This is a genomic window from Klebsiella michiganensis, from assembly GCA_000963575.1.
GTDB classification, from domain to species: Bacteria; Pseudomonadota; Gammaproteobacteria; order Enterobacterales; family Enterobacteriaceae; genus Cedecea; species Cedecea michiganensis_A.
Map to the genome: position 1 here is coordinate 2,446,691 of CP011077.1, position 26,063 is coordinate 2,472,753.

A 26,063-nucleotide genomic window follows, 5' to 3' on the forward strand; every position below is an offset into this window, starting at 1 on the left:
TGTCTTTATCATTTTGCGGCGTTATCCTTATAGCTAAGCAATGAGAATGACATCCATTCCGGCAAGGTGCTGCCGGGATCGCAAATTGACAAAACGATGCTTTTTTGTACTTTCCCTTATTGCAAATCCGGTTCTACACTGAGGTTGGCATCAGCCAGTTGTTAATCCACTCACCTACCTACTGACCAGGGAGGCCTGACATGTTTCCTGAGTACCGTGAATTGATTACCCACCTGAAGTCCGAAAACCCCCGCTTTCTCAGCCTGTTTAATAAGCACAACCGTCTTGATAGCGAGATTATGCGCAAGGAGGGGCCGCAAGGGACGGGATATAACGATGAAGTTGTGCAGATGAAGAAAGAAAAACTGATGGTAAAACAAGAGCTTTACCAGATGTTGAAACAGGCCAGCCAGCCGGCCTGATAGCATTGAAACCGGGGAAGGGTTTACCCTTCCCTTGTTGTGGCTGGCAAAGAGGGCAAAACGTGGTTTTCCCTTTTTGTGGTTACCCGCCCGAAAGTAATGTCTCCAGCGGCTAGAGCGCCACCTTCATCGCCCGCAGAATGCCAATCATTTTTCCGGCGCCCAAATAATTCAGGTGGTCACCGTCCCGGAAATCTTCGCCCAAAGGCGGGATGTTCTGAGAAGTCGATAGAACGCGAATGCGCCCCTTCAAGGTCGGCACAATAATTGCGATGCGTCTGTTTCATCTCTGCCAATATCGGCAAACGCACGATGACCTCCCTTTCAGGCAGCTAAGCTCTGCCAATAATCCCCCGGAAGGGATTATCAGGCCACGCTCACCAGGCGGAATGAAATTTCATACAGCGCATTCAGCCCAGGGTAGATGTCCCCGATCACCTGTTTAAGCTCGGCGAGCGTCATGTTTTCCTGGCGGGCGTGTTCATCGTCCAAATCGTCAAGCAATACCGGCGTCACGCTGATGACCTCGATAGTGCAGAAATAAACGTCATCTTCGTAACGGCCCACACGCAAACGCTGGCCCGACTGGAAATGGGATTCGCTGCTGTCGCGCAAGGTAATGGTTTTGAGCCCGGCGGTAATGTCGTGCTCAAAGCGGCGGAAAAAGGTGATGTTGTTAGCCATGCTGCCTCCTGATAAACATTCGGCAGCATGATAAATCCCTTAGACGAAAGGCGCTAACGGATCTGCCGTTTCAAAAGCGATTTTTCTGTCCGCCGCCGGCGGGTAAATCAGCGCCTGGGTAATCGACAACTTAATTTTCTTGGCTTCCTCACGCACATGCGTCACCTTTTGTTCCCAGCCTTCGGTAAACACCGCGCCCCAGTTGCCGAGATCAAGGCAGGTGACGTAGTTAATCTGGCGGTATGGCAATGGCGCCACGTCCAGCAAACTGGCCGCCACGTTATAGCCCACAAAGCGGCCCAGCATGATGGCGTGCTGGCAGGTCATTAGCGCGAGGTTGCCCTGCTCATCTGTTTCGGCACGCGCCACATCACCTGTCGCAAAAATGGCATGCTGCCCTTCTACTCTCAAAAAAGCATCAACATGCAGACGGCCCTGTTTATCTCGCGGGGCATTGATCTGCTCCGTCAGTGGACTGGCCTGTACGCCTGCGGTCAGAATCACCGTCCTGGAGGCAATGCGTTCGCCGTCGGCCAGCACAATGCCGGTTTCATCAATTTCGCGAACATCGGTATTCAGCCGCCACTCCACGCCCAGTTCTTCGCTGGCGGCGGCAATCACGTCCCGCAGTTCCCGGCTGTAGCGGCCGCCGATTTTATCGCCCCTCTCGACCACAATAACTCGCGCTTTTGTTTCTTCGCCCAAAACCGCGCGTAGCCTGCCGGGCAGTTCAGTGGCCATTTCAATGCCGGTAAAACCGCCGCCGCAAACGATGACCGTGTTACGAGCTTCGCTTTCCGGCTGCTGCGCCAGGGAGGAAATATGCTGTTCCAGACGCAGGGCGCTCTCGAGCTGGTCGAGGTCGAAAGCATGCTCTGCCGCGCCGTCGATAAGGTCACGTTTCAGGTTGCTTCCCGTGGCCAGTACCAGACGGTCGTACTGACGTGGCGTGCTGTTGCCCTGTTCGTCCCGGTACCAGACGCACTGATTGACGGTGTCGATCCGCTGTGCTTCGCCTTTCACAAAGGTCACGCCGGTGACGTCGAACAGCGGCTGAAGCGGAGCAACCAGCGAAGCCACCTCGGTTTCGTAAAAACGCGGGCGAACGCGCAGTTCAGGCTGTGGTGCCAGCACGGCGATCTCAATGTCATCCGCATCGTGCATTGCCGCAAGTCTGGCCGCGCTCAGGGCCGCCCACATACCGGCAAAGCCGGCGCCAAGGATAAGGATCTTCTGTTGCATGGTTCTACTCCGGTAAAGGCCCTCAGTGGCCAACAACTGCGACTATACTTGTCGCAGTTAACTACGACAAGATCTTTCGGAGTTTATTTTTGCTCCCCTATTTTCGGGACTATGGATTGCATCGCGTGAATAAAATCCCTACATTACCTGGATTAAATGAGTCGGAGGCAGTATGGCGTTTTACAGTTCGGGCGTGGAGTACGGCATTCATAGCCTGATATGCATGGTGGATGGCAAAGGCGAAGGCCGGGAAATGAACGTGCGCGAAATCGCCGAACTGCAGGGCGTGCCCTACGACTACCTCGGTAAAATTTTCACCAAACTTTCCAGAGCGGGACTCGTCATTAGCAGCGAAGGTAAAGGCGGGGGTTTTATCCTTTCCCGCCCCCCGGACCAAATCAGCGTGCTGGACATTGTGGAAGCCATCGACGGCGAGAAAAGCATTTTCGACTGCAAAGAAATTCGCCAGCGGTTAGCCGTTTTTGAGGAAACACCCCCCGAATGGGCCTGTGAAGGCATTTGCGGGGTTCGCGCGGTGATGAACATTGCCCAGCAGCGCATGGAAGAAGCGCTGGCCCAGCACACCGTGCTGGATCTGGCCCGCCGCATGTACCGCAAGGCACCGGATGAATTTGTGATCGAGGTGCAGGCCTGGATACGCGACCGGCGCAGCAGCTAACTTTCCGCTTAGTACAATTTCGCAGATTCAAAGTCAGCCAGCGCATAAGTCGCTGGCTTTTTTGTTTAAAAAATAGGCTTAAATGGGCAAAGATCTACTTGTTTAGCCATCCCCAATTCCGGACATCCGAACGGCTTTCCTTCCCTACCGCCAAAACAGCACATTATATTACTTTCCGTTCTAAACGCCGGGTTTATGTTCTTTAGAAGCGCCAAATCACCGCCCTATCATTCCATACATGAACACTTTTCATGTTGAGAGAATGATGATTACCGATTCCGTCCTGGACCTGATAGGCCACACCCCGCTGCTGCGGCTCAATCACCTTGATACCGGCTGCTGCGAGCTGCTGCTTAAGCTGGAAAACCAAAACCCCGGCGGCTCGATCAAGGATCGCGTTGCCCTGTCGATGATCGAACACGCCGAGCGTAGCGGGAAGCTGCAGCCGGGAGGAACGATTATTGAAGCCACGGCGGGCAACACCGGGCTGGGGCTGGCGCTGATTGCCACGCAAAAAGGCTACCCGCTGATTCTGGTGGTGCCGGACAAAATGAGTCAGGAAAAGATTTTCCACCTCCGTGCGCTGGGCGTGGACGTGCGCCTGACCCGATCGGATGTCACCCAAGGCCACCCTGAATATTACCAGGATTACGCCCTGCGGCTGGCAGCCGATATTCCCGGCAGCTACTACATCGATCAATTCTCCAACCCGGCAAACCCGCTGGCACATACCACCGGCACTGCGGTTGAGCTTTGGGAACAAACCGGGGGCCACATTGACGCCATTGTCGTAGGGGTTGGTTCCGGCGGCACGCTTGGCGGCCTGCAGCAATTTTTCCACCAGCATTCTCCACAGACTGAGTTTGTGCTGGCCGACCCCCGCGGATCCATTCTTGCCGACGTGGTCGAGCACGGCCATCACGGCGAAGTGGGTAGCTGGCTGGTGGAAGGTATTGGTGAAGACTTTGTGCCTGCCCTCGCCAATTTTAAGCGCGTCCGGCACGCATACCGGATCGGCGATCGCGAGGCATTCGCTACGGCCCGCGAACTGTTAACCCACGAAGGCATACTCGCGGGATCGTCTACCGGCACCCTGCTTGCCGCGGCTTTACGCTACTGCCAGGCACAAAGCACGCCAAAACGCGTGGTCACTTTTGCCTGCGACAGCGGCAACAAATATTTGTCGAAAATGTTTAACGATCAATGGCTCAGCCAGCAGAACCTGGCGTAACTATTAAGGAGAATTCATGAATAAATTTGCTACCCAGAGCGTGCACAGCGGCACTTTTGATGATGCACACGGCGCGGTGATGCCGCCGATTTATGCCACCTCGACCTTTGCCCAACCGGCACCGGGCCAGCATACCGGTTTTGAATATTCACGCAGCGGCAACCCAACCCGCCAGGCACTGGAAACGGCGATTGCCGAACTGGAAGGCGGCCAGCGGGGCTACGCCTTTGCCTCCGGTCTGGCGGCTATCTCAACCGTGCTCGAACTCCTGGACAGCGGCAGCCATATTATCGCCGTTGACGACGTGTACGGCGGCACCTGGCGACTGATTGAAAACGTGCGTAAACGCAGCGCCGCGCTCCAGGTAAGCTGGGTTAAGCCTGACGACCTGGACGCACTTCAGGCCGCCATTCGGCCTGAAACACGAATGATTTGGGTGGAAACGCCAACCAACCCGCTTCTCAAGCTGGCGGACCTGGCGGCTATTGCGGATATCGCGAAACGCCACAGCCTGATAAGCGTGGCCGACAACACCTTCGCTTCGCCAGCGCTTCAGCGTCCGCTGGAAACCGGGTTCGATATTGTGGTGCACTCGGCCACCAAGTACCTGAACGGCCATTCTGATGTCGTTGCCGGCCTGGCGGTTGTCGGCGCCAACGACGAACTGGCGCAGCAACTCGGTTATCTGCAAAACGCGGTTGGCGGCGTGCTCGACCCGTTCAGCAGCTTCCTGACCCTGCGCGGCATTCGTACCCTGGCATTGCGTATGGAACGCCACAGCAGCAACGCACTCCATCTGGCACAGTGGCTACAGTCGCATCCTGAAGTAGAAAAAGTCTATTTCCCGTGGCTGGAAACTCACCCGCAATATCATCTTGCCCGCCAGCAAATGTCGCAGCCTGGCGGCATGATTTCTGTTGTCATCAAAGGGGATGAAAAACGCGCCGAAGAAGTGATCCGCAAGCTGAAGCTGTTTACTCTGGCCGAAAGCCTTGGCGGCGTTGAAAGCCTGGTCAGCCAGCCGTACAGCATGACACACGCCTCTATTCCGCTTGAACAGCGTTTGAGTAACGGTATTGTGCCGCAGCTGATTCGTTTATCGGTCGGGATTGAAGATGCCGGAGATTTGCAGGCGGATCTGGCCCAGGCGCTGAGTTAACGAATATTGTGCAGAAGCGCGGTAAAAAACTGCGATTAATATAAATAATGGCCTTTTGTTTGCAACTCCTGAACGCTTCCATGGAATACAAAAGGCCATTTATTTGCTGTGCGTTAATAAATTAAAGCTGTTTATTCTTTAACCAAAGTACTGCCGACGTAAAATATCAGCCCCGTCATCAATCGCTTTATGAATTGCTTTCACGCTGCGCTTTTCATCTTTTTCGGACAATGCTTCCAACAAATCGTCGTAATTATGATGACCCTGGGACATTTCTTCCGACTGCGGGTAAAGATAATTAAAGCACGGCCCAATACGCACCCAAAGCTGCTCAATTAACACGGTGAGTGTTGGCATCTCTGCGTACTCAAACAGCTGGAAACGAAACTCCCGATTGGCCTGCAGCGCCGCCTCAACGCTGACGTGCTTCGCTTCGAGAAACGCATCGCAAGCTGCTGCAGTCGAGCGAGTTTGGTTTTATCCATGTAACGAGCCGCCTGCTCAACCGCCATACCCTCCAGATTCTTACGGATGGTTGTAATTTCGTGATAGCGCCCAAGAGAAATTTCAGGCACCAAAAAGGCCTGCGCCGGCGTAGCGTCAAGTGCGCCAGAAGAAACAAGACGTAAAAGCGCTTCACGCACTGGCGTAATGCTGGTGCCAAGCTGCTCTGCTATCTCTTTGGTCACTAATCTTGCGCCGGGTTTTAAGGTTCCAACGATCAACGCGCTCTTTAACCTTGCCTCAACTTGCATGGTTAAACTCATTCTTTGCGCTTTTTCTAAGTCAAGCATGTTTATTTCCTATAGCAAAATAACTACTTTGTATTTGCAGTTTAATAACTGGCTTGTCATCAATGGAGTATATAGGATATATCATGTACTCTTACCACAAATTTACACCACCATGCGAATTAACCTGACGAAACATTCGATATCCGTCAATAATTTAGACGGTAACGTATAGGGATTGACTACAATGAAAGCATCTGGCCGTAAACTCGCAACTCTGGCTGTATTAATTAGCCTGGTAACCCCCTTTAGCTACGCAAGTGAATTAGTTATAGCCCAACCTGCTTCCGCCACCGCGATGGACCCAGGTTTTCTTAAAGAAGCCGCCACTTTGGTGGACAATATTTTCGATACGCTGGTCCTGCGTGATAAAAACATGCAGCTTCAGCCCGGGCTCGCGACATCCTGGAAAGCGCTGGATGACACGACCTGGCAATTCGACCTGCGTCCTGGCGTCACTTTTACTAACGGTGAACCGGTTAACGCGGCGGCAGTGAAATTCTCCATTGACCGTATTCTTGACCCGGCCAACCACGCCCCGACCATTTCTTACATCCGCACAATTAAGTCAGTAGAGGTTACCGGTGACTATCAGGTTCGCATTCACACTGATGGCCCGGACCCGCTTCTGCCAACCCGTATGAGCCGCTATCCAACCTATATCGTGCCGCCTGCTTATGTAAGTAAAGTCGGTGCTGCGGAATTTGCACGAAAACCTATTGGTAGTGGAGCATATACATTAAAAGAATTTATACCAGATGAACGCGTCGTTATGCAGGCTAACCCACATTATTGGCGTGGAAAACCAACAATTGACCAGGTTACCTGGCGCCCAATCCCGGAAGCAACTGCGCGGATTACAGCCTTGTTAACAGGCGAAGTACAGCTTGTTGACAGCGTGCCTGCCGACCTCGTTGCAACGCTTAAGAACAAGCCTGGCATACACCTTGAACAGGTGAAAGGCGGCGGACTGACGATTTATCTCGGCCTGAAAAATGGTGAGAAACCTTTAAGTGATGCGCGCGTTCGCCAGGCGCTGTCGCTGGCGCTGAATCGTCAAGCCTATACCACCCAGTTGCTGCATGGTTTTGGTACGCCAACCGGCACCATGGCTGGCGCGAAAGACTTTGGCTACCTCAATGTCCCGGCCCCTGAGCAGGATGTCGCCAAAGCTAAAGCGTTGCTTAAGGAAGCAGGTTACCCGGACGGCTTCACGCTGAAATTCCAGGCACCGCGTCGCTACATCGCCAGCGCCGAAGTGGCTCAGGCGATTGTCCAGGATCTGGCCGCCATCGGCGTGAAAGCGCAGCTCGAAGTGCCTGAGTGGTCCGTTTATACGCAACAGGTGGCTTCCGGTAAGCAGGCAGAGATGTACATGCTGGCATGGGGCTCAACCCAAACGCTGGATGCCGATGCTGCGCTGTACCCTATCCTGCACTCCGGCGAACCGTACTCCACGGTCAGCAACCCTGAGCTGGATAAACTGCTGAACGCCAGCCGTTCAACGGTAGATGCGAAGAAGCGCGAAGTTATCCTGCAGGATATCCAGAAAGTTGTCGCCAAAGAGCAACCGCTTATCCCGCTTTACCGTGAGGATTCTCTGTATGCCAACAGCGATAATCTGACCTTTACCGGCCGCGCTGACGCGCGTATCCCGCTGTATGATTTGAGGCTGAAATGATTTATCCCGGACGCGCCCTGACCCGTCGCCCCCGTCGCCTTTTCTCTGGGGACGGTGCGCTGGGGGGCTTATTGCTTGGCATAGTGATTCTGCTGGCACTGGTGGCCCCGTGGCTGCCCTTGCCTGACCCGTTAACCAACAACCTGGCGGATACCTTCCTGCCGCCAGGCAGCGAAACGGCAAGCGGCATGCACTGGCTGGGTACCGATCAGCTCGGGCGCGATTTGCTGTCAAGGATCCTGGCGGGAACCCGCCTTTCCTTGATGGTGGTGTTATTGGCGGCGGCAATTGCCGCCGTTATCGGCACCCTGTTGGGTATGCTGGCAGGCTACATTGGCGGCTGGCTGGATGCCGTTATCATGCGTCTGATGGATATCCAACTGGCGGTGCCATTTATTCTGCTGATTTTACTGGTGATGGCGCTGTTCGGCACCTCGCTGGAAAACATCATTTTAATTATGGGCGTGACAAGCTGGGCCATCTACGCCCGCGTGGCGCGTGCCAAAACGCTTGAACTCCGTGAACTGGAATACATCGAAGCCGTTCGCGCCATGGGCTTTTCCACGCCGCGTATTTTACTGCGACATATTTTGCCGAATCTTGCCACGCCGCTGGTTGTACTGCTGACGCTGGATATTCCAAGACTGATTGTGCTTGAAGCCTCCATCGGCTTTCTCGGGATGGGGATCCAGCCGCCAACACCGACCCTCGGCAACCTGATTGGGGAAGGACGTTCATACATGCTGCTGGCGGAATGGTTAGTGCTATGGCCGGGGCTGATTATTGCGGCCCTGGTGATCGGCTGTAATCTGCTCGGTGACAGCCTGCTGCGCAAAACCCACACGAGGCTTGACTGATGCTGCGCTACATTCTTTCCCGCTTCGCTCAGGCCGTGCTGGTGATGTTTGGCGTCTCGCTGCTGATTTTTTACAGCCTGCACCTGACCGGCGACCCTGCCGCAGTGATGATGCCGCCAGGTTCTTCCCAGCAAGAAATAGACAACTTCCGCCACGCGATGGGCTTTGACCGCCCGCTACTTTGGCAATACGGCCATTATCTTCATGGGCTGCTGCACGGCGATCTTGGCCTGTCGCTGCGTTATGAGCAGCCGGTGACAGAACTTATCGCTCAGCGCGTGCCTGCCACGCTCCTGCTGGCCGTTTCCGCCCTGGCATGGAGCACCGTGGTTGGCCTGCTGCTCGGCCTCGTGAGCGCGGTCTGGCGCAACAGCATTTGGGATTTACTCTCCCGCCTCTTTGCCTTCAGCGGCCAGGCCGTGCCGGTATTCTGGCTGGGTTTACTGATGATTATCTGGTTCAGCCTGCATCTTCGCTGGCTGCCTTCCAGCGGTTACGGCACCTTCAGCCATCTGATCATGCCGGCCATCAGTCTTGGTGCCTATTACATGAGCGCGATTGCTCGCCTGGTGCGTGCCAGCCTGATTGATGTGCTGGCTCAGGATTACATCCGCACGGCACAGGCCAAGGGGCTGAGCTCATGGCGGATCCTGATTCGCCACGGCCTGCGCAATGCGCTGATCCCGGTGGTCACCGTTCAGGGGATGTATTTCGCGTCCCTGCTGGGCGGCGCCCTGGTGACCGAAATTATTTTTGCCTGGCCCGGCATTGGTCGCCTTGCGGTGCAGGCCATCCAGAACCGTGACTTCCCGCTGGTGCAGGCGATTGTCCTGCTGGCCGCGCTGGTGTTTGTGGTGGTGAATTTAGTCATTGATTTGCTGTACGTGGTACTGAACCCGAGGATCCGGCTATGAAGTCTCTCGATGCAACGTTGGATCTCCTGCACCAGTTGACGCCTTTTCGCAGCGTGGCGGGCAACATCGACCAGCAGCGCTACCTGGCGCAGTGGCTTGAGCATTGGCTGATTGAAGAAACCGACGCCGAAGTACTGTATCCGGTAAGCCAGCAGCTTCAGGACAGCGCCCCCCCGCTGGTGCATGTGCGGATTGATATCGGCTCGCCGCGTACCCTTGTGCTGTACAACATGTACGACGTGATGCCCGCCGAAGAAGACGGCTGGGAGGTCGACCCGTTCACAGGCGGCCTCAGACACTGGTCGGATAAAGGCGATGTTTTTATCTCTCGCGGCGCGGAAAACAACAAAGGTCCGCTGGCGGGCATGCTGATGGTGGTGCGCGACCTCTATCACTCTGGCCGCCTGCACACCAACATTGAGATCCTGCTTGAAGGCGAAGAAGAGATTGGCAGCGGAAACCTACGCCGCTATCTCGCCCGGCGGCCGTGCCCGGTTTCTCCCGCCGAGGCGGTACTCTTTCCTTCCCTGTGCGAATACGGCGGCGGTGCGCCGCGAATTTACCTGGGTTTCACCGGCCGCAGCGGCGGCCGCCTGGTGGTGAAAGGCGGCAGTTGGGGAGGCCCGAAAGCGGCAATTCACGCCAGCAACGCCGCATGGATTGATAACCCTGTCTGGCGGCTGGTGCAGGCATTAAGCACTCTTGCCCCACCTCACGCCAATGGCGTACTCGAAACGGGCGAACTGGATGAAGAAGCCAGTTCAATTCTGGATAATCTCGCGCTGGAATTTAATCTGGCGGACGAGCTGACCTTCCGCCGCAGCGAAAAATACGCTATCAGCGGCGACAGCTTCAGCAATCTGGCTTACCTGCTGGGCAGCGCGGTGCTGAGCGTTTCTGAGATAGCCAGCCTGCCCCGCGGCGCTCAGGGCGTTATCCCCCCGGAAGCCTTCGCCGATTTGGTGCTAAGAACTCCGCCTGTGGTGGATGGCGAACGCCTGATGCGGCGCATAAAAGAACAGCTTGCCAGCCCGGCGCTCGCCGGGGCGGTGCTGGAGCCAGGGGACAGCTATCCCGGCTACCGTTTCAGCATTGATGACGCCGGCGTGCTTGAGCTGATGGCGAGCTATCACCAGCAGCAGGCAAAACCACAAATCTGGCCCTGGGCGCCCGGCTGCGCGCCGGCCTACGCCTTCGCCCCTGTAGCCCCGGCCTTCCTGATAGGTGGCCTGGGCTACGGCGGCAACGCCCACGGCGTGAACGAATTCGTCACGCTCAGGGGCTTACAGCGTTACCAACAATCGATTAATGACTGGCTACTCGCCTTTTAATCACAGCCAGCCCCCCGGGAACCAGACAGGATAATGCATGAAAAACGTGAATGATTTTGAACGTATTACGCTAGGGTTCTTCCCCACGCCGCTTGAAGCTTTGCCGCGCCTGAGCGAAACGCTGGGCCTAAGAGTAAAAATTAAGCGTGACGACTACAGCGGGTTTGGCGGCGGCGGGAACAAAGTCCGCAAACTGGAATACCTGATGGCCGAAGCCTGCCGCGAAGGGGTAAAAGTGGTGATCACCACCGGCGGCCACCAGTCTAACCATGCGCGAATGGTCGCTGCGGCAGCCCGTAAATTTGGCATGAAGCCGGTGCTGGTTCTACGCGGCGATGAGCCACAGACTTATCAGGGCAACCTCCTGCTGGACAAACTGTTTGGGGCAGAGCTGCAGTTCCTCGATCCGGAAGGCTACTTCACCCAAATCGAAGGCGCGATGCAAGCCCATGCCGATGCCGCAGCCGCGCGCGGAGAAAAGCCGATGATCATTCCGCTCGGGGGCGCCACGGCCCTGGGCGCGCTGGGCTACGTTCGCGCCGTTGAAGAGATGGATGCCCAGCTTCGCGCCGCAGGCGAGCCTGCCCCGGACGTTATTATCGCCCCAACAGGCTCCGGCGGAACGCTGGCCGGACTGTATGTCGGCGCCCGCCGCTACTGGCCGAAAACGCAAATTATTGGCGTCAGCGTCAGCGCCAAAGCCGACTGGTTCCAGACCCGAATTTCCGCCATGGCCGACGATTGTGCTCGCCTGCTTGACTGGGATCAAAGCTGGGAACCGCAGGATATCCTGATTGAAGACGGCTTTGTCGGCAGCGCCTACGGAGTGCCTTCTGAAGGCGGCATTGAGGCAATTTATCAGGTCGCCCAGCAGGAAGGCGTGCTGCTGGATCCGGTTTACACTGGTAAAGCGATGCACGGTTTAATCACCCTCGCCAAAGCAGGCCGCATTGCCGCCGACAGCAGCGTTATTTTCATGCACTGCGGGGGCTCTCCGGCGCTTTATCCGTTCGCCCAAAAAATCCTGGAGCACTGATCATGCAGATATTGAACCGTCAGCAGGTTGCCTGTCTGGGAGGCAATGACCCGGTACAGGCGTTGCAGGACATTGAGGACACCGTGCGGTTGCTCAGGCGCGGCGAGGCGGTGATGCCTGCCGAAACCCACGTCAACCTCGACACGCCGCTGGGAAAAGTCTATGCCCTGCCGGCAAGGGTTGGCGGGCGGTTCAATGCCACAGGCGTAAAGTGGACGGCGCACCGGCCTCGCGCAAACGACGGCTATCCGCAGGCTATGGCCACTACCTTGCTCAATCGCGCGGACAACGGCTTACCCATTGGCCTTGTGGAAAGCGGCAGCCTGACCGCGACTCGAACGGCCGCCGTGTCGGCCCTCGCCTTAAAACTGGCGGCACCTCGCCGCCCTGCACGTATTTTATTACTTGGCGCTGGCGTGCAGGCCCGGGCTCATCTCGAGATGCTCGCCGCGCATTTTCCCGATCTGGAGATGGTCTATTGCTGGAATAAAACGCCGGAACCCGTCGCCGATATGCTCAGCCATGCCGACGAACTCCCCTGGCCCGTGACCCAGTTTGAAACATTAAGCGATGCGCTTCGCCAGCACTGGGATGCGCTCATTACCTGTACCAGCGCCAGCGAGCCGTTTTTGCGGCCGGGCATCTGGCGTGCCGGAACGATGGTGCTGCAAATTGGCTACCACGAAGTGGCCTTTGAGACAATTGCCGCCGCCGACAAAGTGGTGGTCGACAGCTGGGGAGACTTCAAGCTGACCAGCGCCAAAAGCCTGTTCCAGATGTACCGCGCCGGGCTTTTTGATGAGCAAAACGTGGCGGCGGATGTAACAAACTTGCTGGTGGATGGCTGGCGTCCTGCCGAAACGGACAAAGTTTATTTTTCCTCTTTCGGCCTCAACGTGTTTGATATCGCCCTTGCCGCTCGCGTGCTGCGTGCTGCCGCCGAACAGGGCAAAGGCAGCAACCTGCCCTTTGGCTGGGAGGCTGCCGATGCTGATTAACGCCAACGAGCTGAAAAAGCGTCTCGCGGGCGGCGAGGCATTTGCGCTGATAGATGTCCGGGAGCAAGAAGCCTGGGAGTCGGCCTCCCTACCCGGCGCGGTCAGTCTGAACGTCTACGACTATTTTGTCGCGGACTCTACCCCGAAAGGTTACGCCGCGATGGCCGGGGCCTTTGTTCATGCCTGGCAACAGCTCCAAATCGCAAACGGGGCCACGCCGGTGTTCTTCGAGCAAACCCTGGGCATGCGTTCTCCGCGTGGCCTGTGGTTTTTGTGGTTTGCGCTGGGCAAAGAAGGATTGATCCTGGACGGCGGCCTGGAGGCCTGGGTCGCAATCGGGGGCAAACTAGCGCCCGGCCAAGGCCTGGCGGCGATTGTTTCTGAGGCTGGCGCACCTGAACGCCAGCCAGCCCTGCCTCAGCTGGCCGCCACCCGCGCCGAAACGATCGATGCCGATCCGGGCACAACTCTGCGGCTGGATGCCCGCAGGCCGGCGGAATATGACGGCAGTTTTGTACACGAGTGCTGTGCGCGAGCGGGACGCATTCCAGGATCAACGCTGATGTTCTGGGAAGATGTGGTCGAGCATGGTCGGTTCAAATCCGCCGAAGCACTGGCGAGCCTTGCCGCTGAAGCCGGATTTACGCCGTCAAAAAGAGTTATCATCTGGTGCCACAGGGGCGCTCGCGCCGCCACGGTTCTGGTGGCGCTAAAACTGGCAGGTTACCAGGATGTGGCCGTTTATGTCGGCTCCTGGCACGAATGGGCCAGCCACCCGGAATTACCGCTGCTCTGCGGCAAATAATCACACTGCATTACGCAGCTTCAGCGCCTGCTGAATATCCGGCGCGGCGGCGATCAGCTGCTTCGTGTATTCATGCTGTGGCCGGTCGAGTACCTGCTTTGTGGCGCCGGTTTCCACGATTTCACCGCGATACAGCACCACAACTCTGTCACACGCCTGGCGCACGGCGCCAAGATCGTGGCTGATAAACAGCACGGTTAGCCCCAAACGGTCACGCAGATCGGCGAGTAATGCGAGGATCTGGCCTCGCACGGAGAGATCCAGCGCCGAAACCGCTTCGTCGGCTACCAGCAGCTCGGGTTCAAGCGCCAGCGCGCGGGCAATGGCAATACGCTGGCGCTGCCCGCCGGAAAAAGCCGACGGCAGACGGCCTGCCGCAGCGGTATCCAGCCCGACGAGCGCCAGCAATTCGCGAACGCGACCTTGAACTTCCCCCGCTGGCCTTAATTTATGCACGCGCAGCGGTTCAGCTATCTGCTCTCCCACCGACATTTTGGGATCGAGGCTCGCGTAGGGATCCTGGAAAATAATCTGAGCCCGGCGGCGCATCCCCTGCTGTTGCTCTCGGCTGGCGCGGCGCACGTCCAGCCCGTCAAAAATAATGGTGCCGCTGTCTGCCGGAATTAAGCCTATTGCAGCCCTGCCGAGCGTCGTTTTACCCGAACCTGACTCACCGATCAGCCCGACAATTTCGCCCCGCTCGATTTCGAGGCTGGTGGGTTTCAGCACGGTCTGGCGACCGGCAGGGAAAAACGGCAGCGCATGCGCCTGCGGGTAGCTTTTGGTGAGCTGCGACAGCTGCACCAGCGGCGAACGGGTGACGTCTTTGCGTCTGGCGGCCTGAGGCTCTGGCTGAGAAGCGGCAATCAGTCGGCGGGTATAGTCAGCCTGTGGCGCGGTGAGCAGCGTGGGCACCTCCCCCTGCTCAACAATGTTGCCCTGATACAGCACGCAGGCACGGTCCGCGTAGCGTGCCACCACGCTCAAATCATGGGTGATAAACAAAATGCCCATCGCCATTTCCTGCTGCAGCTCCTGGAGCAGGGCCAGAATTTGTGCCTGAATGGTGACGTCCAGCGCGGTGGTTGGCTCGTCGGCAATCAGCAGCGCGGGCTTGCAGCTAATGGCGCTGGCAATCATCACGCGCTGGCGCATCCCGCCGGAAAGCTGGTGAATGTACTGCCTCGCACGCTGTTCGGGATTAACAATGCCCACCCTGTCCAGCAGAGCGACCGCCTCACGGTGTGCCTGCCTCCAGCTGAGTTTATGGTGGCGCACCAACACTTCCGCGATTTGCTCCCCCACTTTCAGCACCGGGTTCATGCTGCTCATCGGTTCCTGAAAAATTGTGGCAATTTGCTGCCCGCGAAGCTCGCGCGGATAGGTTTGCCCAACCGCCGAGACAACCTGCCCGTTAAACGTCACGTCGCCGCCCGTTTGCCGGACGCCGGCCGGAAGTAGCCCCATGACCGCCAGCGAGGTTAGGGTTTTCCCTGAGCCAGATTCACCGACCAGGGCAACAATCTCCCGGCGTGAAACGCTGAATGACGCATCCTTCACCAGGGGTTTGCCTTCCAGCGTATTGATGCAGAGTGAATTTACGGTTAACAGCGGGTTTTGATCGGCCATACGGGTTCCAGATGAGCGCTAACATCGTGATTTTTGAGACTATAATATCTGCCCCGATGCGACAAGATGATTTGCTGATAGCTTATTCATTTGGTCTTACTCTCCGGCGTTATTTATACTTCAGTCATACAAACCTGATGTGACTGGCGCCATGACGACCCAAATTCTTCCCCGCCGCTGGGCGCTGCCCGCCGGCCTGCTGGCCCTGTTGTTAAGCGTACTGGCGCTGGTGTTTATCAGCCATCACTGGAGCGCTTTTATTCAGTGGTGCCTGAGTGTGCAGATAAGTCTGCACCGCTATCTGGTCTTCTATTTACTGCAAATCAATAATCACCAGTACAGCGGCGGCGTTTGGCTGCTGATTGGCAGCTTTTTTTACGGCGTGCTGCACGCCATTGGCCCCGGGCACGGCAAATTTATTGTCACAACCTGGCTTAGCACCAATCAGGAAACGCCTCTCGCCGGGCGAATGGTGCCGTTTCTCGGCAGCCTGATGCAGGGCGTGAGCGCCATCATTTTTGTGTTTGTACTGGCGATTGCGCTTAATTTGTCCAGCGGCGATCTCAGCGAAAGCCGCTGGTATGTGGAAAAGATAAGCGCAGTGTTGATTGGCGGATTCGGGGTTTTTATTGTGCTGAAGGCGCTGCGACAGCAGGCCCCGCTGCGGATGCATTCCTTCACGCCGCTAAGCGGTAATGCCAAAACAGTGGACCATCATTCACAGGATGCACATTGTGGCTGTGGGCATAACCACGGCGTCGGCTACGATGCCCGGAACGGTAACTGGCTCACGCACCTGGGTGTCATTCTGGCAATTGGCGCACGCCCCTGTAGCGGGGCCATCATGATTTTGGTGTTTTCGAATGCGTTGGGGTTTATTAGCTGGGGCATTGCCGCCGTAATGACCATGGCGCTCGGCACCGCCCTGTCGATCCTTGGGCTGTCGGTGCTGGTCACCCGTACCCGCGACTCGGTGGGCAAACTCTGGCTTTCGCGAACGCCGGCTCAGGTTCGCCTGATAACCACCGGGCTGAAAGTGATTGGCGGCTTGCTGATCGTACTTTTTGCCGTGGTGCTGTTTACCACTACTATTCCCGTTAGCGCCAACGGCGACTTCATCGCGGCGGGCTGCTAGCGCGGAATCGATTAGAACAGCGAGAACAACAGCGCGACCGGGAAACTCATCGGCCAGGTGGCGCCAATCAGCACCGAACAAAGCAGCTTAATACGTTTGGAGTCTTTGGCGAGCAGCCAGGTGATCCCGGCGCAGATCAACGCCATTACGGCGTAAAAAACCAGCATGTGTTGATAAAGCGTCATACAAGACATTACTACTTGTTAAAAAATTTTGCAGAATATGCTCTTTTTTATGACGCAGATCAAGTTTAGAAACTTTATTTACTCAGTAATAACTGACTTCCGTCGTCACCTGCTGGCGCTGGGTTTGCTGCGTTTTTCCGATACCGGTCACCAGCGTTATGTCGCAGGCAATAGGCGATAACTGCTCGTCATAGCGGCAGTGGCTTTCCGCCGTCAGAAACGGCGTTCTCATTGTTTCAGTCACCAGCTTGTAGTCGAACGGACGGTGCGCCGGATCCTCGTAGCTCACTTTAGTTTGCGAGGCCACTTTGTCACTCATGTAAAAGTCAACCTGACGGGGAAGCCCGTTGGCATCGTACTCGTGGTGAGCGATACGCTGGCCGCCCGGCATGAAAAAAATATCCTTCAGCAGTCCGTTCGGCCAGTAGGCATACTTCACTTCTCCCAGCTCATCTTTTCTCTTTTTCACCAGGCACTTTTCATCAAGCTTGAGGGATAAGGGTTTACCGTTTTGAGTCCCTGTCAGCGCGTTACCTTCGCGGTGAAGCTGCAGCACCATTTTTTGCGCCGAGTCCCTGATATCGAGGCTGGTCACGCACCCGGCGCTATCTACCTTCAGCCGGTTCTCATAATTTATTTCCCCTGACGGGTGCTTCATTACGGTATGCATTTCGCGCACATTTCCCGCCGGCGCATTGAAATCAAACATCGTCGCCAGGTTGGCTATCACCGGATTTCTTGTCGGCTGGGCATAAGAGAAGGAACAGAAAAGGAGTGGCATTACCAACAATGTGGTTCTTGTTAACGTCATACATCATCCTTGAAAGCAGGCACAACAATGTGCCGGCAAGCAGCAGAAAATAAAAAGATTAATCCTGGGGTTTAACGCGACACTCTACGCGATCTGCCTGACAAAACCCACCGAAGTGGGTTTTCAGGGCACTTACAGCTTAGGAATGATCAGCACCTGTCCGGGGTAAATTTTGTCCGGATGGCTGAGCATCGGTTTATTCGCTTCAAAGATGGTGTTGTACTTGTTGGCATCCCCGTAGACATGTTTAGAGATGGCGCTCAGCGTGTCGCCGGATTTCACCGTGTAATAAGTCGCCTCCTGCGCCGCATCCGTTACCTGAATATTATTTTCAACGCTGCTGATCCCGGCCACGTTACCCACCGCGACCTGAATTTTTTCTTTCAGCGCCTGGGTCAACCCATCTCCCCCGGTGATAACCGCTTTGCCGTTTTCTACGGTGACATTTACTTTATCGGCACCGGGAATGCCGCTGTTTTTCAAATGCTCCTCAAGCTTGCTGCCCTGCTCGCCTTCATTCCCTTTCAGCGAATCCCACAGTTTCGCACCTGCGTCTTTGACAAAATCAAATAATCCCATGGTCTTTTCTCCTGTTTACTGGTCCCTGTAAGCCTGGCAAAAGAAGCCAAAACCGCCAGCTCGGTATTTATCATCATGCACGGGTTATTTTTTATGATGTGAGATGAAGCAAGCTAAAAGCAGGTTAAAGCAATACTTTAGAGCATGACGAATCGACACCTTCACTGGTTTTGAGTTGTTTTACGCTAATGTTTTGTACTGCTCCACAGCAAATTCGATAGTGCCTTTCCTGGCATCAATGCCTTTGCCGCACAACCGCTCTCGCGTAATCATGTTGTTACCTCGCATACGACTCATGGCAAAGATGATATCGACGGGAGGTAGGGCTTTCTTCAGAGTAATTACAGTAAGTTACAGTGACACAAAAAGCAAAAACCCACCAAGCGGTGGGTTATGCTAACTTGGTGGTTCTTCTTTTATAGACGCTTCTGATTATTCCTAACGCTGTAAATACAATCCCAGGAAGCATTAAGAGGTAACCATAACGCAGGTGACTTTCTCTTGCGGCGATCAGAAAGATATTTTCTACGCATCGCTGTTCAATCATCGCACAAGTGGACATATTGTAAGCCACCAGAGACCATATAAATCCTGCAATTAATGCGCCCAACCCCCACGTTGTCATATCCCAACCCTTCATGGTATTTCGTCATTTCCGCCCTGCTTTCAAAAAGCAAAAAACCATCGAGTTGGTGGGTTTGCAGAGTGCGCTTTAGAGCAGCACCGGAATTTGGCTGCAATAGCAGTGATATTTGTTGCCATCACTAGAGTAGAAAGCCCTTACCCAATCAGTTGTTTTCAGCTCTCCGTGTTCAGCAGCATGCCACCATCGCGTCGTTTTGCCAGGGCTATCGAACTGAAGAATAAGCAGAGAGGGCTTTAATTCAGTTACATGCTTTTGCATAAAGTTCATTGAAGTTTTTCACCTGAGAACGATATTCATCGACCAAAAAAACATCTCCCGTCGTGTAAGCTATCGGACGTCGTGAATACTTGAAGCCAAGAACCAAATGATACGGTTCGGCAGCAATAAAACGTGCACCTATTTTTCGTCCTAGCTGAGTCTGACCAGACAGGATACCGCATACTTATGGATGCTCTTCAAAATGATGAACTGACATTTCCGTAAAAGAAACTGTCCTGGTGGTATCTAAATCACTGTCACAGATACCAATCATCATTTTCCTTGTTTGTTCATTCTTTGGATTTTTTGCAAGCAGCTCTTTGAGCACCTCGCAACTTTCAGGGTTACCTGCACCGCGCTTAAAGAATTCAATCACTGCAGGTTTTACATCTTCAAAATTGTATTGTTCTTGAGCATGAGTGCATTGGGCCAAAGCTAAGAGCACAAACACCAGTAAATGCTTTATTTTCATCTATGTTCTTCTCTAAAAAATCTCTCTTAACATATCGGCAGATACTGGATTTAACCCACTAATTATTTCAAATATTCTTTCCCGTAGTTTCGGGGCTTTTATTCATCAGCTTCCGACAATTCGCCGCGGCCAGACTGAGGCATGAAGAGAGAAGGTGAACATCACACGCGATCTGCTACATTCTTGGCTCAATCGCAGCATCATGGAACCACCTATTGAAGAGAGCTGAAATTCGTCACCGGAACGCTTATGAGTCGCGCCATACATTTGCATGCTGGACGTTAAGCGCTGGAGCTAATCCGAGCTTTATTGCCAGTCGAATGGGACTTACAAATGCACAGATGATTTTCAATGTGTACGGTGAATGGATGGCAGATCAAAATGGAGATCGGATTCCCAACGTCAATAGTCATTTTGACTTCACTGCCCTACAAGAAATTGGCTGTAAAACAATAATCTTGTTTTACAGCAGATTAAACCTTCCTCAGTGCTTGATCATCACATGCCGAATAACGGTGTAATCCTCCAGCCCGTACAGCGACATATCTTTTCCGTAGCCTGAGAGCTTTTGCCCACCGTGCGGCATCTCGCTGACCAGCATAAAGTGCGTGTTCACCCAGGCACAGCCGTACTGCAGCCTCGCGCTCAGGCGATGCGCCCGGCCCACATCCTGCGTCCACACAGAGGATGCAAGGCCGTAGCTGGAGTCATTGGCCCACTCAAGCACCTGCTGCTCATCGTCAAATTTTGTGACGCTGACAACCGGGCCGAACACTTCTTTTTGCACAATGGCATCGGCCTGCTTTGCCCCGGCCAGCAGCGTTGGCTGGTAGTAATAGCCAGCCCCTGCCACTTTACTCCCGCCGGTAATCACTTTGATATGCGGCAGGGCTTTGGCTTCCTCCACGGCGTTGCTGACTCGCTCAAGGTGTGCCTTTGAACTCAGCGGCCCCAGCTCGGTGCTTTCATCCTCGGGCGGCCCATATTTGAGGCTGGCCACGGCTTTCCCAAGCTGCTCAACCAGCCTGTCGTAAATTCCGCTTTGGGCGTAAATCCGGCACGCCGCGGTGCAGTCCTGCCCGGCGTTGTAATAGCCAAAGGTTCGCACGCCGTCGACTACCGCCTCTAAATCCGCATCGTCGAACACGATAACCGGCGCTTTGCCGCCCAGCTCCATATGCGTGCGCTTAATTGACGGGGCAGTATGGCTAATAATGTGCTCCCCGGTGGCAATGGAGCCGGTGAGCGACACCATGCGCACTTTTTCATGCCCGGTCAGCGCATCACCGACGGTTTGCCCGCGCCCAAACAGCACGTTAATCACCCCTGCGGGGAAGATATCCTTCGCCAGTTCGGCCAGCTTAAAAGCGGTCAACGGCGTAATTTCGGAAGGTTTGATCACCACGCAGTTCCCGGCGGCCAGCGCCGGAGCCAGTTTCCAGGCCGCCATCATCAGCGGATAGTTCCAGGGGGCAATAGAGGCCACCACGCCGACCGGATCGCGACGGATCATCGAGGTGTGCCCACTCAGATATTCTCCGGCGGCCAGGCCGCTCAGGCAGCGGCTCGCCCCGGCGAAAAAGCGAAAGACATCGACTACCGCCGGGATCTCATCGTTGAGTACGCAGTGGAAAGGTTTGCCGCAGTTCTGCGACTCAAGCCGGGCGAAGGCTTCCCCGTGCCGCTCGATGGCGTCAGCGAGCGCCAGAAGATGTTCGGCACGTTCTTTCGGCGTCGTCTGCCCCCATGTGGGAAACGCTTTATCCGCCGCCAAAACCGCAGCCTCGACTTGCTCAACAGTGGCTTCGGCCACCTCCAGCAGCACCTGACCCGTGGCCGGGTTGTAGACCGGCTGCTTTTCTCCAAGGCCATCCACAAGCTGGCCGTTAATCAATAACTGGCTTTGCATCCCAATCTCCTTTCCCGTTCTGATGATCAGTTCCCAGAGGCGTTCTGGCTTAAAAGGACTGAGTAAAAAGCATAGTTCCGGCCTGACGGCGGCAGCGGCACCGGGCGGTGATTTTCACCAGGTTGTGATGCACTGCGCAGTAAGCCTGTCCAGACGCTCCCCTTTGGTATAACAGGCCGCAGAGCAAATGAGGTATCTATTGAAAATTAATATGAAAAGAAGGCGGTATGCCCCTATGCTTTAGGCAGTCTTTTTCTCACTTCACCGCCAGGAGGCACTATGAGTATTTCAGCCCGAAACCAGTTAACCGGCATTATCAGCCACGTCACAGACGGCGCCGTTAACGACGAAATCGAATTAACCCTTAACGGGGGCGGAAAACTGGTCGCCGTGGTCACCCGCAGCAGCAAGGAAGCGTTAGGCCTGGTCAACGGCAAAGCTGCGCTTGCCTTAATCAAAGCCCCATGGGTTGTACTGGCCAGTGAAGACTGCGGGTATCACTTCTCCGCCCGGAACCAGTTTCCCGGCGTGGTGAAAGCCATCGCGGAAGGCGCGGTGAACACCACCGTACATATTCAGACCGACGCGGGGTTTGAATTAACCGCCGTGGTGACTAACGAAGCCGCTGATGAAATGGCGCTTAAGGCTGGTTCTCGCCTGCTCGCGCTGGTGAAGGCCTCTTCCGTACTGATCGCGGTGAAAAAATAGGGTCTGGACATCCGGCAGCAACGAAGGCTGCCGGTTTTAACTGGCTTACTTGTAGCGCACCTCAAGCTTACTGTAGGCCACCACCGCTTCTGAACCATCCTTGTTTTTGTCCTGGTTGTAGTTGCCCGCCTTGAAGTAAAGCTGGATCCCCTCCCAGCCCTGTTTCGGATAGTCAAAGGTTTGACTCACCTTTTTTCCTCCGGCGCTGGCTTCAACCGTCACCTTCATACCGCTCGCCGTGCCTTTGGCTTTAATGCTGTAATCAATTTTTTCGTTCAGCCCGACGTCCGAAAGCAGCGTGGTGCGTTTCTCCGGGTCGCCGTAGTTTTGTTTCGTGCCCGCGACTATCGCGCCATCTTCCCAGCGCAGTTTTAGCATCTCTGAGCCGCCGGGCTTATCGCCGTGAATTTGAGCAAAAATTATCGAGCGCGTGGACGGGTTTTTGACGATATAAACCGCTCCGCGCTGCTCATTATCAAACTCGCTGCCGTTGACAAAATTGTGCGTGGCTCTTAGCTCGACGCGAGGAAATTCGCTGTGCGCCGTTGAGCCAAAGCCTGATGGCGTTTTAAATATCATTGCCCCGGCCGGGATTGCTGAATCACAGCTTTTTGAGCCGCCGCAGTTGCTGTAGAAATAGCGGTTATGCAGCCCGGAGGTTATTTTTACCTCATTGGGTTTTTCGCTGCTGTCGAAGGACTGCAGCAAATAATCTTTCGTCAGTACCGGATAATTTTCACCCGGCATATTTTGGCCGCTTTCCGCCCATGCGCTACCGCTCAGCGCCGCCAAAAACAGGCTCACCGGCAGCCCGTAACTTACTGTTTTACGCTTCATCTTTAACCCCAATGCAAAATGTAAACCCGCCCGATCAGCTAACCATTAATCAGCGTAGATGCTTTACTTAAAATCTGTTGCTGTGACATGTCAGTAGTAACAATGGGTTTCCGGTAATTAACCTGATGCATAAAGGGAACAGTAATGATCAAAAAACTGCTCGTTTCAGTCCTGTTTGCGGCCAGCTACTCCGCCTTCGCGCTGGCGGATAACGCGGGCGCGGCGTTTAAAACTTTTCCGCTCGGCAAGCTTGAGCTAACCGCCCTGCACGATAAAAACAACGCCCTGCCCAACGATGGCAAAGTGATTGGCGTCGACGTGGGAGAGAAAGCGGTAGCCGAAGTGCTATCCGCCGCGGGTGCCGCGACGGATAACATAAAACTCAGCGTCAATGCCCTGCTGGTCAAAGATGGCAGCAAAGTCATTCTGCTGGATACCGGGCTTGGCCCCAACGCTCAGGGCCAGCTGATTGAGAGCCTCGCAAAGGCGGGCTATAGGCCAGCACAGATTACCGATGTGCTGATCACCCACGTTCACGGTGACCATGTTGGCGGGCTGCTGACGGCGGACGGCAAACAGGCGTTCCCCAACGCCACGGTGCAAATCTCCGCCCCGGACTGGGCATGGCTGCAAACGCTGCCGAAGATGAAGGCGCTGGCCGAGGCCATCCAGCCGCAGGTCAAAACCTTTAAGCCTGGCGACCAGGTGCTGCCGGGGATCACATCTGTACCGCTGCCGGGCCATACGCCGGGACACGTTGGCTACCAGATTGTCTCCGGCAAGCAGCGACTTTTAGACATCGGCGACTCGGCGCACAGCGCAATTGTGTCGCTGACGAAACCCGAATGGGCGATTGCCTATGACAACGACCGCCAGGAAGGAATAGCCAACCGCAAAGCGCTACTGGCCAAACTGGCCGCCGATCGCGAACTGATTTTTGCCCCACACTTCCCGTTCCCGGGCGTCGGCCACATTGTGGCGAAGGGCGACCATTACGTTTTCCAGCCGACAGAGTAGCCGTGACATAAGCCGGTTCGCCGGCTTTTAAAGGTTTTGCCGGTGAATCTGATACCAGACATGCCGCTGTAGCGGGTGATTATCCGGCACCATCGGATGGTCAAACTCGCCGCTTTGGCGCATGCCTAATTTCTCCATCACCCGCTGAGACGGCAAGTTTGGCAGCGCGGTAAAAGCCACGATGCTGTCCAGGTCATACTCATCAAAACCTACGCGCAGCGCTTCCCTCGCGGCCTCTGGGGCATAGCCTTTGCCCCAGAATGCTTTTCGAAGCCGCCAGCCTATCTCTACACAGGGGCTAAACGGCAGCGAGTAGGCAGGCCGATTCAGGCCAACAAACCCTGCCAGCTCGCCGCTCTGCTGTTCTTCTACCGCCCAGAAACCAAACCCGTTTTCCGCCATACGCTGGCGAAACGCCTCCAGGTAACTCTGGCTTTCCTGCGGCGTCAGGGGCTGTAAGAAATAGCGCATCACTTCCGGGTCGGCGTTCATTGCGGCAAACGGCAGCAAATCCTCGTCGCGCCACGGCCTGAGCAGCAGTCTTTCAGTGAGGTACATCGGGAGACTCCTCGATCAATTCCTTGATTAAACGTGACAACGTCACAGCCGCCTGGCGTTCTCTGTCCCCCCAGGCCCATGAGGCGTTAAAGCGGAAATAGTTGTCCCAGGCCCTGCCGGTTGTGAACATTTTCCCCGGGGCGATGCTTATCTTATGCGCCAGCGCCCGCTCGTTAAGCAGGCTGGCATCAAGCCCTGCTGGCAGCTCAAGCCAAAGGAAATAACCGCTTTCGCTGCGGTGGATTTTTACCTCTGGGGGGAGAAGCTCGCTTAGCGTTTGCCAGGCCAACTGTTTGCGTTCTGCCAGCTGCCGGCGCAGGCGACGCAGGTGTGTGTCGTAGCGGCGGGTAGCCAAAAAATCGACCAGCGCCAGCTGCATTGGAGAACTGGTGGACAAGGTACTCATCAACTGCAATTGCTGGATGCGGCGGGCGTGTTTCCCGGCGGCCACCCAGCCGATTCGAAACCCCGCCACCAGGCATTTTGAAAACGAAGAGCAATGCAGGGTCATGTCGTGGGTGTCGTACGCCCGGGCGGGCAGCGGCCTTTCCCGGCCGTAATACAGCTCGCTGTAAACATCATCCTCAATCAGCGTGACGTCATGCGCCTGCAACAGCTGCACCAGCTGCGCTTTTTTCTCCGGTGGCAGCGTCACGCCCAGCGGGTTCTGACTGTTGGTCATTAACCAGCAGGCTTTAACCGGGTATTCCGCCAAAGCCTGCGCCAGCGCGTCGAGATCGATCCCGCTGACCGGGTCAGTTGCGACCGATAACGCTTTAAGCCTCAAACGCTCCAGCGCCTGCAGCGCGCCGTAGAAACACGGGTTTTCAACGATTACCCAGTCACCCGGTTCGGTGACCGCCTGCAGACTGAGATTGAGCGCCTCCAGCGCACCGGCGGTGATCACAATTTCGTCCGGTGAAACGTGCATCCCCTGCTGGGCGTAGCGCTGGGCAATGGCGTGGCGCAGGGCTTCGTTACCCGGCGGGAGGCTTTCAATCACGCTGATGGCGGTGGCCGTTTTGCTGACCGCCGCCATCGAACGGTGGAGAGCCTGGAGCGGAAACAGGCGTGGGTCGGGAAACGCAGAGCCAAACGGCACCACGGAGGCATCCGTGCTCGCCTGCAGCACATCGAAAATATAAGTATTGATATCGACGGTTTCCGCGCGGGTGACCTGCACCGCCGGTGGCGCAGTGCGTGCCACCGGCCGGGGTGCAACGTAGTAGCCGGACTGCGGCCTGGCCACAATCGCCCCCTGGCTTTCAAGCATCTGATAGGCGTGCCCGACGGTCATAAAACTCATCCCGCTGTGGCCAACCTGCTCGCGCAGCGACGGTAAACGATCCCCCGGCTGCCAGACGCCAAGGGCAATCTGGTCGAGGATCTGCTGTGCCAGCTGCTGGTACTTTTTCATGCGCTGCTCCCTGTCTATATCACAACGCTAAAAATACGCTGTTTTGTACAACTGTTATAGTCAGAAAGTGAT

General features: G+C 55.6%; 24 protein-coding genes and 1 pseudogene. 14 read left to right on the plus strand and 11 right to left on the minus strand.

What is annotated here, in order from left to right:
• Nucleotides 1–200: 200 nt before the first annotated feature.
• On the plus strand, nucleotides 201–422 hold the full coding sequence (locus VW41_11505; protein AJZ89613.1) for a hypothetical protein: 222 nt from the start codon (nucleotides 201–203) through the stop codon (nucleotides 420–422).
• A gap of 366 nt (nucleotides 423–788) precedes the next feature.
• Here VW41_11505 and VW41_11510 read toward each other — a convergent pair whose 3' ends face one another.
• Both VW41_11510 and VW41_11515 read right to left on the minus strand, forming a co-directional pair.
• The gene (locus VW41_11510) at nucleotides 789–1,106 is read right to left on the minus strand and encodes a valyl-tRNA synthetase (GenBank protein AJZ89614.1); all 318 of its coding nucleotides are present in this window, start codon (nucleotides 1,104–1,106) and stop codon (nucleotides 789–791) included.
• A 39-nt stretch (nucleotides 1,107–1,145) separates the two neighbouring features.
• A complete protein-coding gene (locus tag VW41_11515; protein ID AJZ89615.1) occupies nucleotides 1,146–2,348 on the minus strand; it encodes a pyridine nucleotide-disulfide oxidoreductase in 1,203 nt (400 codons plus the stop codon).
• A 172-nt stretch (nucleotides 2,349–2,520) separates the two neighbouring features.
• Between VW41_11515 and VW41_11520 the strand changes: the two genes are divergently transcribed.
• The 3 genes from VW41_11520 to VW41_11530 all read left to right on the plus strand — a co-directional run bounded on the left by VW41_11520 (nucleotide 2,521) and on the right by VW41_11530 (nucleotide 5,417).
• On the plus strand, nucleotides 2,521–3,027 hold the full coding sequence (locus tag VW41_11520) for a transcriptional regulator (GenBank protein AJZ89616.1): 507 nt from the start codon (nucleotides 2,521–2,523) through the stop codon (nucleotides 3,025–3,027).
• Between the two features lie 265 nt (nucleotides 3,028–3,292).
• Nucleotides 3,293–4,258 (plus strand): cystathionine beta-lyase, encoded by a 966-nt coding sequence (locus VW41_11525; protein AJZ91943.1) that lies wholly within the window; start codon nucleotides 3,293–3,295, stop codon nucleotides 4,256–4,258.
• A gap of 16 nt (nucleotides 4,259–4,274) precedes the next feature.
• Nucleotides 4,275–5,417, plus strand: coding sequence for a cystathionine beta-lyase (locus VW41_11530; GenBank protein AJZ89617.1), 1,143 nt, complete (start codon nucleotides 4,275–4,277; stop codon nucleotides 5,415–5,417).
• Between the two features lie 138 nt (nucleotides 5,418–5,555).
• Here VW41_11530 and VW41_11535 read toward each other — a convergent pair.
• Nucleotides 5,556–6,211 (minus strand): annotated as a pseudogene (locus VW41_11535) (GntR family transcriptional regulator).
• Nucleotides 6,212–6,395: 184 nt separating this feature from the next.
• On the opposite strand from VW41_11535, the gene VW41_11540 reads away from it, so the two are divergent.
• From VW41_11540 to VW41_11570, 7 genes are read left to right on the plus strand one after another with little or no spacing between them, the layout of a single operon-like run.
• Nucleotides 6,396–7,889: an ABC transporter substrate-binding protein gene (locus tag VW41_11540; protein AJZ89618.1), complete on the plus strand. Its 1,494-nt coding sequence runs from the start codon at nucleotides 6,396–6,398 to the stop codon at nucleotides 7,887–7,889.
• On the plus strand, nucleotides 7,886–8,746 hold the full coding sequence (locus VW41_11545) for a peptide ABC transporter permease (GenBank protein ID AJZ89619.1): 861 nt from the start codon (nucleotides 7,886–7,888) through the stop codon (nucleotides 8,744–8,746). Before VW41_11540 ends, VW41_11545 begins: the two co-directional genes overlap by 4 nt.
• Entirely contained in the window at nucleotides 8,746–9,660 is a 915-nt protein-coding gene (locus VW41_11550) for an ABC transporter permease (GenBank protein AJZ89620.1), read from the plus strand. Before VW41_11545 ends, VW41_11550 begins: the two co-directional genes overlap by 1 nt.
• Nucleotides 9,657–10,991 carry a peptidase M20 gene (locus VW41_11555; GenBank protein ID AJZ89621.1) on the plus strand — a complete coding sequence of 445 codons (1,335 nt, stop codon included), beginning with the start codon at nucleotides 9,657–9,659 and terminating at the stop codon, nucleotides 10,989–10,991. Before VW41_11550 ends, VW41_11555 begins: the two co-directional genes overlap by 4 nt.
• A 37-nt stretch (nucleotides 10,992–11,028) precedes the next feature.
• The gene (locus VW41_11560) at nucleotides 11,029–12,027 is read left to right on the plus strand and encodes a pyridoxal-5'-phosphate-dependent protein (GenBank protein AJZ89622.1); all 999 of its coding nucleotides are present in this window, start codon (nucleotides 11,029–11,031) and stop codon (nucleotides 12,025–12,027) included.
• A 2-nt stretch (nucleotides 12,028–12,029) separates the two neighbouring features.
• Nucleotides 12,030–13,025: an ornithine cyclodeaminase gene (locus VW41_11565; protein ID AJZ89623.1), complete on the plus strand. Its 996-nt coding sequence runs from the start codon at nucleotides 12,030–12,032 to the stop codon at nucleotides 13,023–13,025.
• Nucleotides 13,015–13,830: a sulfurtransferase gene (locus VW41_11570; GenBank protein AJZ89624.1), complete on the plus strand. Its 816-nt coding sequence runs from the start codon at nucleotides 13,015–13,017 to the stop codon at nucleotides 13,828–13,830. Before VW41_11565 ends, VW41_11570 begins: the two co-directional genes overlap by 11 nt.
• Here the strand turns inward: VW41_11570 and VW41_11575 are convergent, their stop codons facing one another.
• Entirely contained in the window at nucleotides 13,831–15,459 is a 1,629-nt protein-coding gene (locus tag VW41_11575) for a hypothetical protein (protein ID AJZ89625.1), read from the minus strand.
• A gap of 151 nt (nucleotides 15,460–15,610) precedes the next feature.
• On the opposite strand from VW41_11575, the gene VW41_11580 reads away from it, so the two are divergent.
• The gene (locus tag VW41_11580) at nucleotides 15,611–16,594 is read left to right on the plus strand and encodes a nickel transporter (protein ID AJZ89626.1); all 984 of its coding nucleotides are present in this window, start codon (nucleotides 15,611–15,613) and stop codon (nucleotides 16,592–16,594) included.
• A 267-nt stretch (nucleotides 16,595–16,861) separates the two neighbouring features.
• Here VW41_11580 and VW41_11585 read toward each other — a convergent pair whose 3' ends face one another.
• From VW41_11585 to VW41_11600, 4 genes are all read right to left on the minus strand, one after another.
• Complete coding sequence (locus tag VW41_11585) at nucleotides 16,862–17,488, minus strand: hypothetical protein (protein ID AJZ89627.1); 627 nt, start codon at nucleotides 17,486–17,488, stop codon at nucleotides 16,862–16,864.
• 234 nt (nucleotides 17,489–17,722) lie between these two features.
• On the minus strand, nucleotides 17,723–18,169 hold the full coding sequence (locus VW41_11590; GenBank protein ID AJZ89628.1) for a peptidoglycan-binding protein: 447 nt from the start codon (nucleotides 18,167–18,169) through the stop codon (nucleotides 17,723–17,725).
• Between the two features lie 1,088 nt (nucleotides 18,170–19,257).
• Nucleotides 19,258–19,545 carry a hypothetical protein gene (locus VW41_11595; protein AJZ89629.1) on the minus strand — a complete coding sequence of 96 codons (288 nt, stop codon included), beginning with the start codon at nucleotides 19,543–19,545 and terminating at the stop codon, nucleotides 19,258–19,260.
• Between the two features lie 484 nt (nucleotides 19,546–20,029).
• Nucleotides 20,030–21,454, minus strand: a complete 1,425-nt coding sequence (locus VW41_11600) for a gamma-aminobutyraldehyde dehydrogenase (GenBank protein ID AJZ89630.1) — start codon at nucleotides 21,452–21,454, stop codon at nucleotides 20,030–20,032.
• A gap of 279 nt (nucleotides 21,455–21,733) precedes the next feature.
• On the opposite strand from VW41_11600, the gene VW41_11605 reads away from it, so the two are divergent.
• Nucleotides 21,734–22,162 carry a transporter gene (locus VW41_11605; GenBank protein ID AJZ89631.1) on the plus strand — a complete coding sequence of 143 codons (429 nt, stop codon included), beginning with the start codon at nucleotides 21,734–21,736 and terminating at the stop codon, nucleotides 22,160–22,162.
• 45 nt (nucleotides 22,163–22,207) lie between these two features.
• Here the strand turns inward: VW41_11605 and VW41_11610 are convergent, their stop codons facing one another.
• A complete protein-coding gene (locus VW41_11610; protein AJZ89632.1) occupies nucleotides 22,208–22,999 on the minus strand; it encodes an alginate lyase in 792 nt (263 codons plus the stop codon).
• Between the two features lie 144 nt (nucleotides 23,000–23,143).
• On the opposite strand from VW41_11610, the gene VW41_11615 reads away from it, so the two are divergent.
• Nucleotides 23,144–24,016 carry a beta-lactamase gene (locus VW41_11615; GenBank protein ID AJZ89633.1) on the plus strand — a complete coding sequence of 291 codons (873 nt, stop codon included), beginning with the start codon at nucleotides 23,144–23,146 and terminating at the stop codon, nucleotides 24,014–24,016.
• A gap of 27 nt (nucleotides 24,017–24,043) precedes the next feature.
• Here VW41_11615 and VW41_11620 read toward each other — a convergent pair whose 3' ends face one another.
• Nucleotides 24,044–24,574: a GCN5 family acetyltransferase gene (locus VW41_11620; protein ID AJZ89634.1), complete on the minus strand. Its 531-nt coding sequence runs from the start codon at nucleotides 24,572–24,574 to the stop codon at nucleotides 24,044–24,046.
• Nucleotides 24,561–25,991, minus strand: a complete 1,431-nt coding sequence (locus tag VW41_11625; protein AJZ89635.1) for a GntR family transcriptional regulator — start codon at nucleotides 25,989–25,991, stop codon at nucleotides 24,561–24,563. The genes VW41_11620 and VW41_11625 overlap by 14 nt, the downstream gene beginning before the upstream one ends.
• Nucleotides 25,992–26,063: the final 72 nt, after the last annotated feature.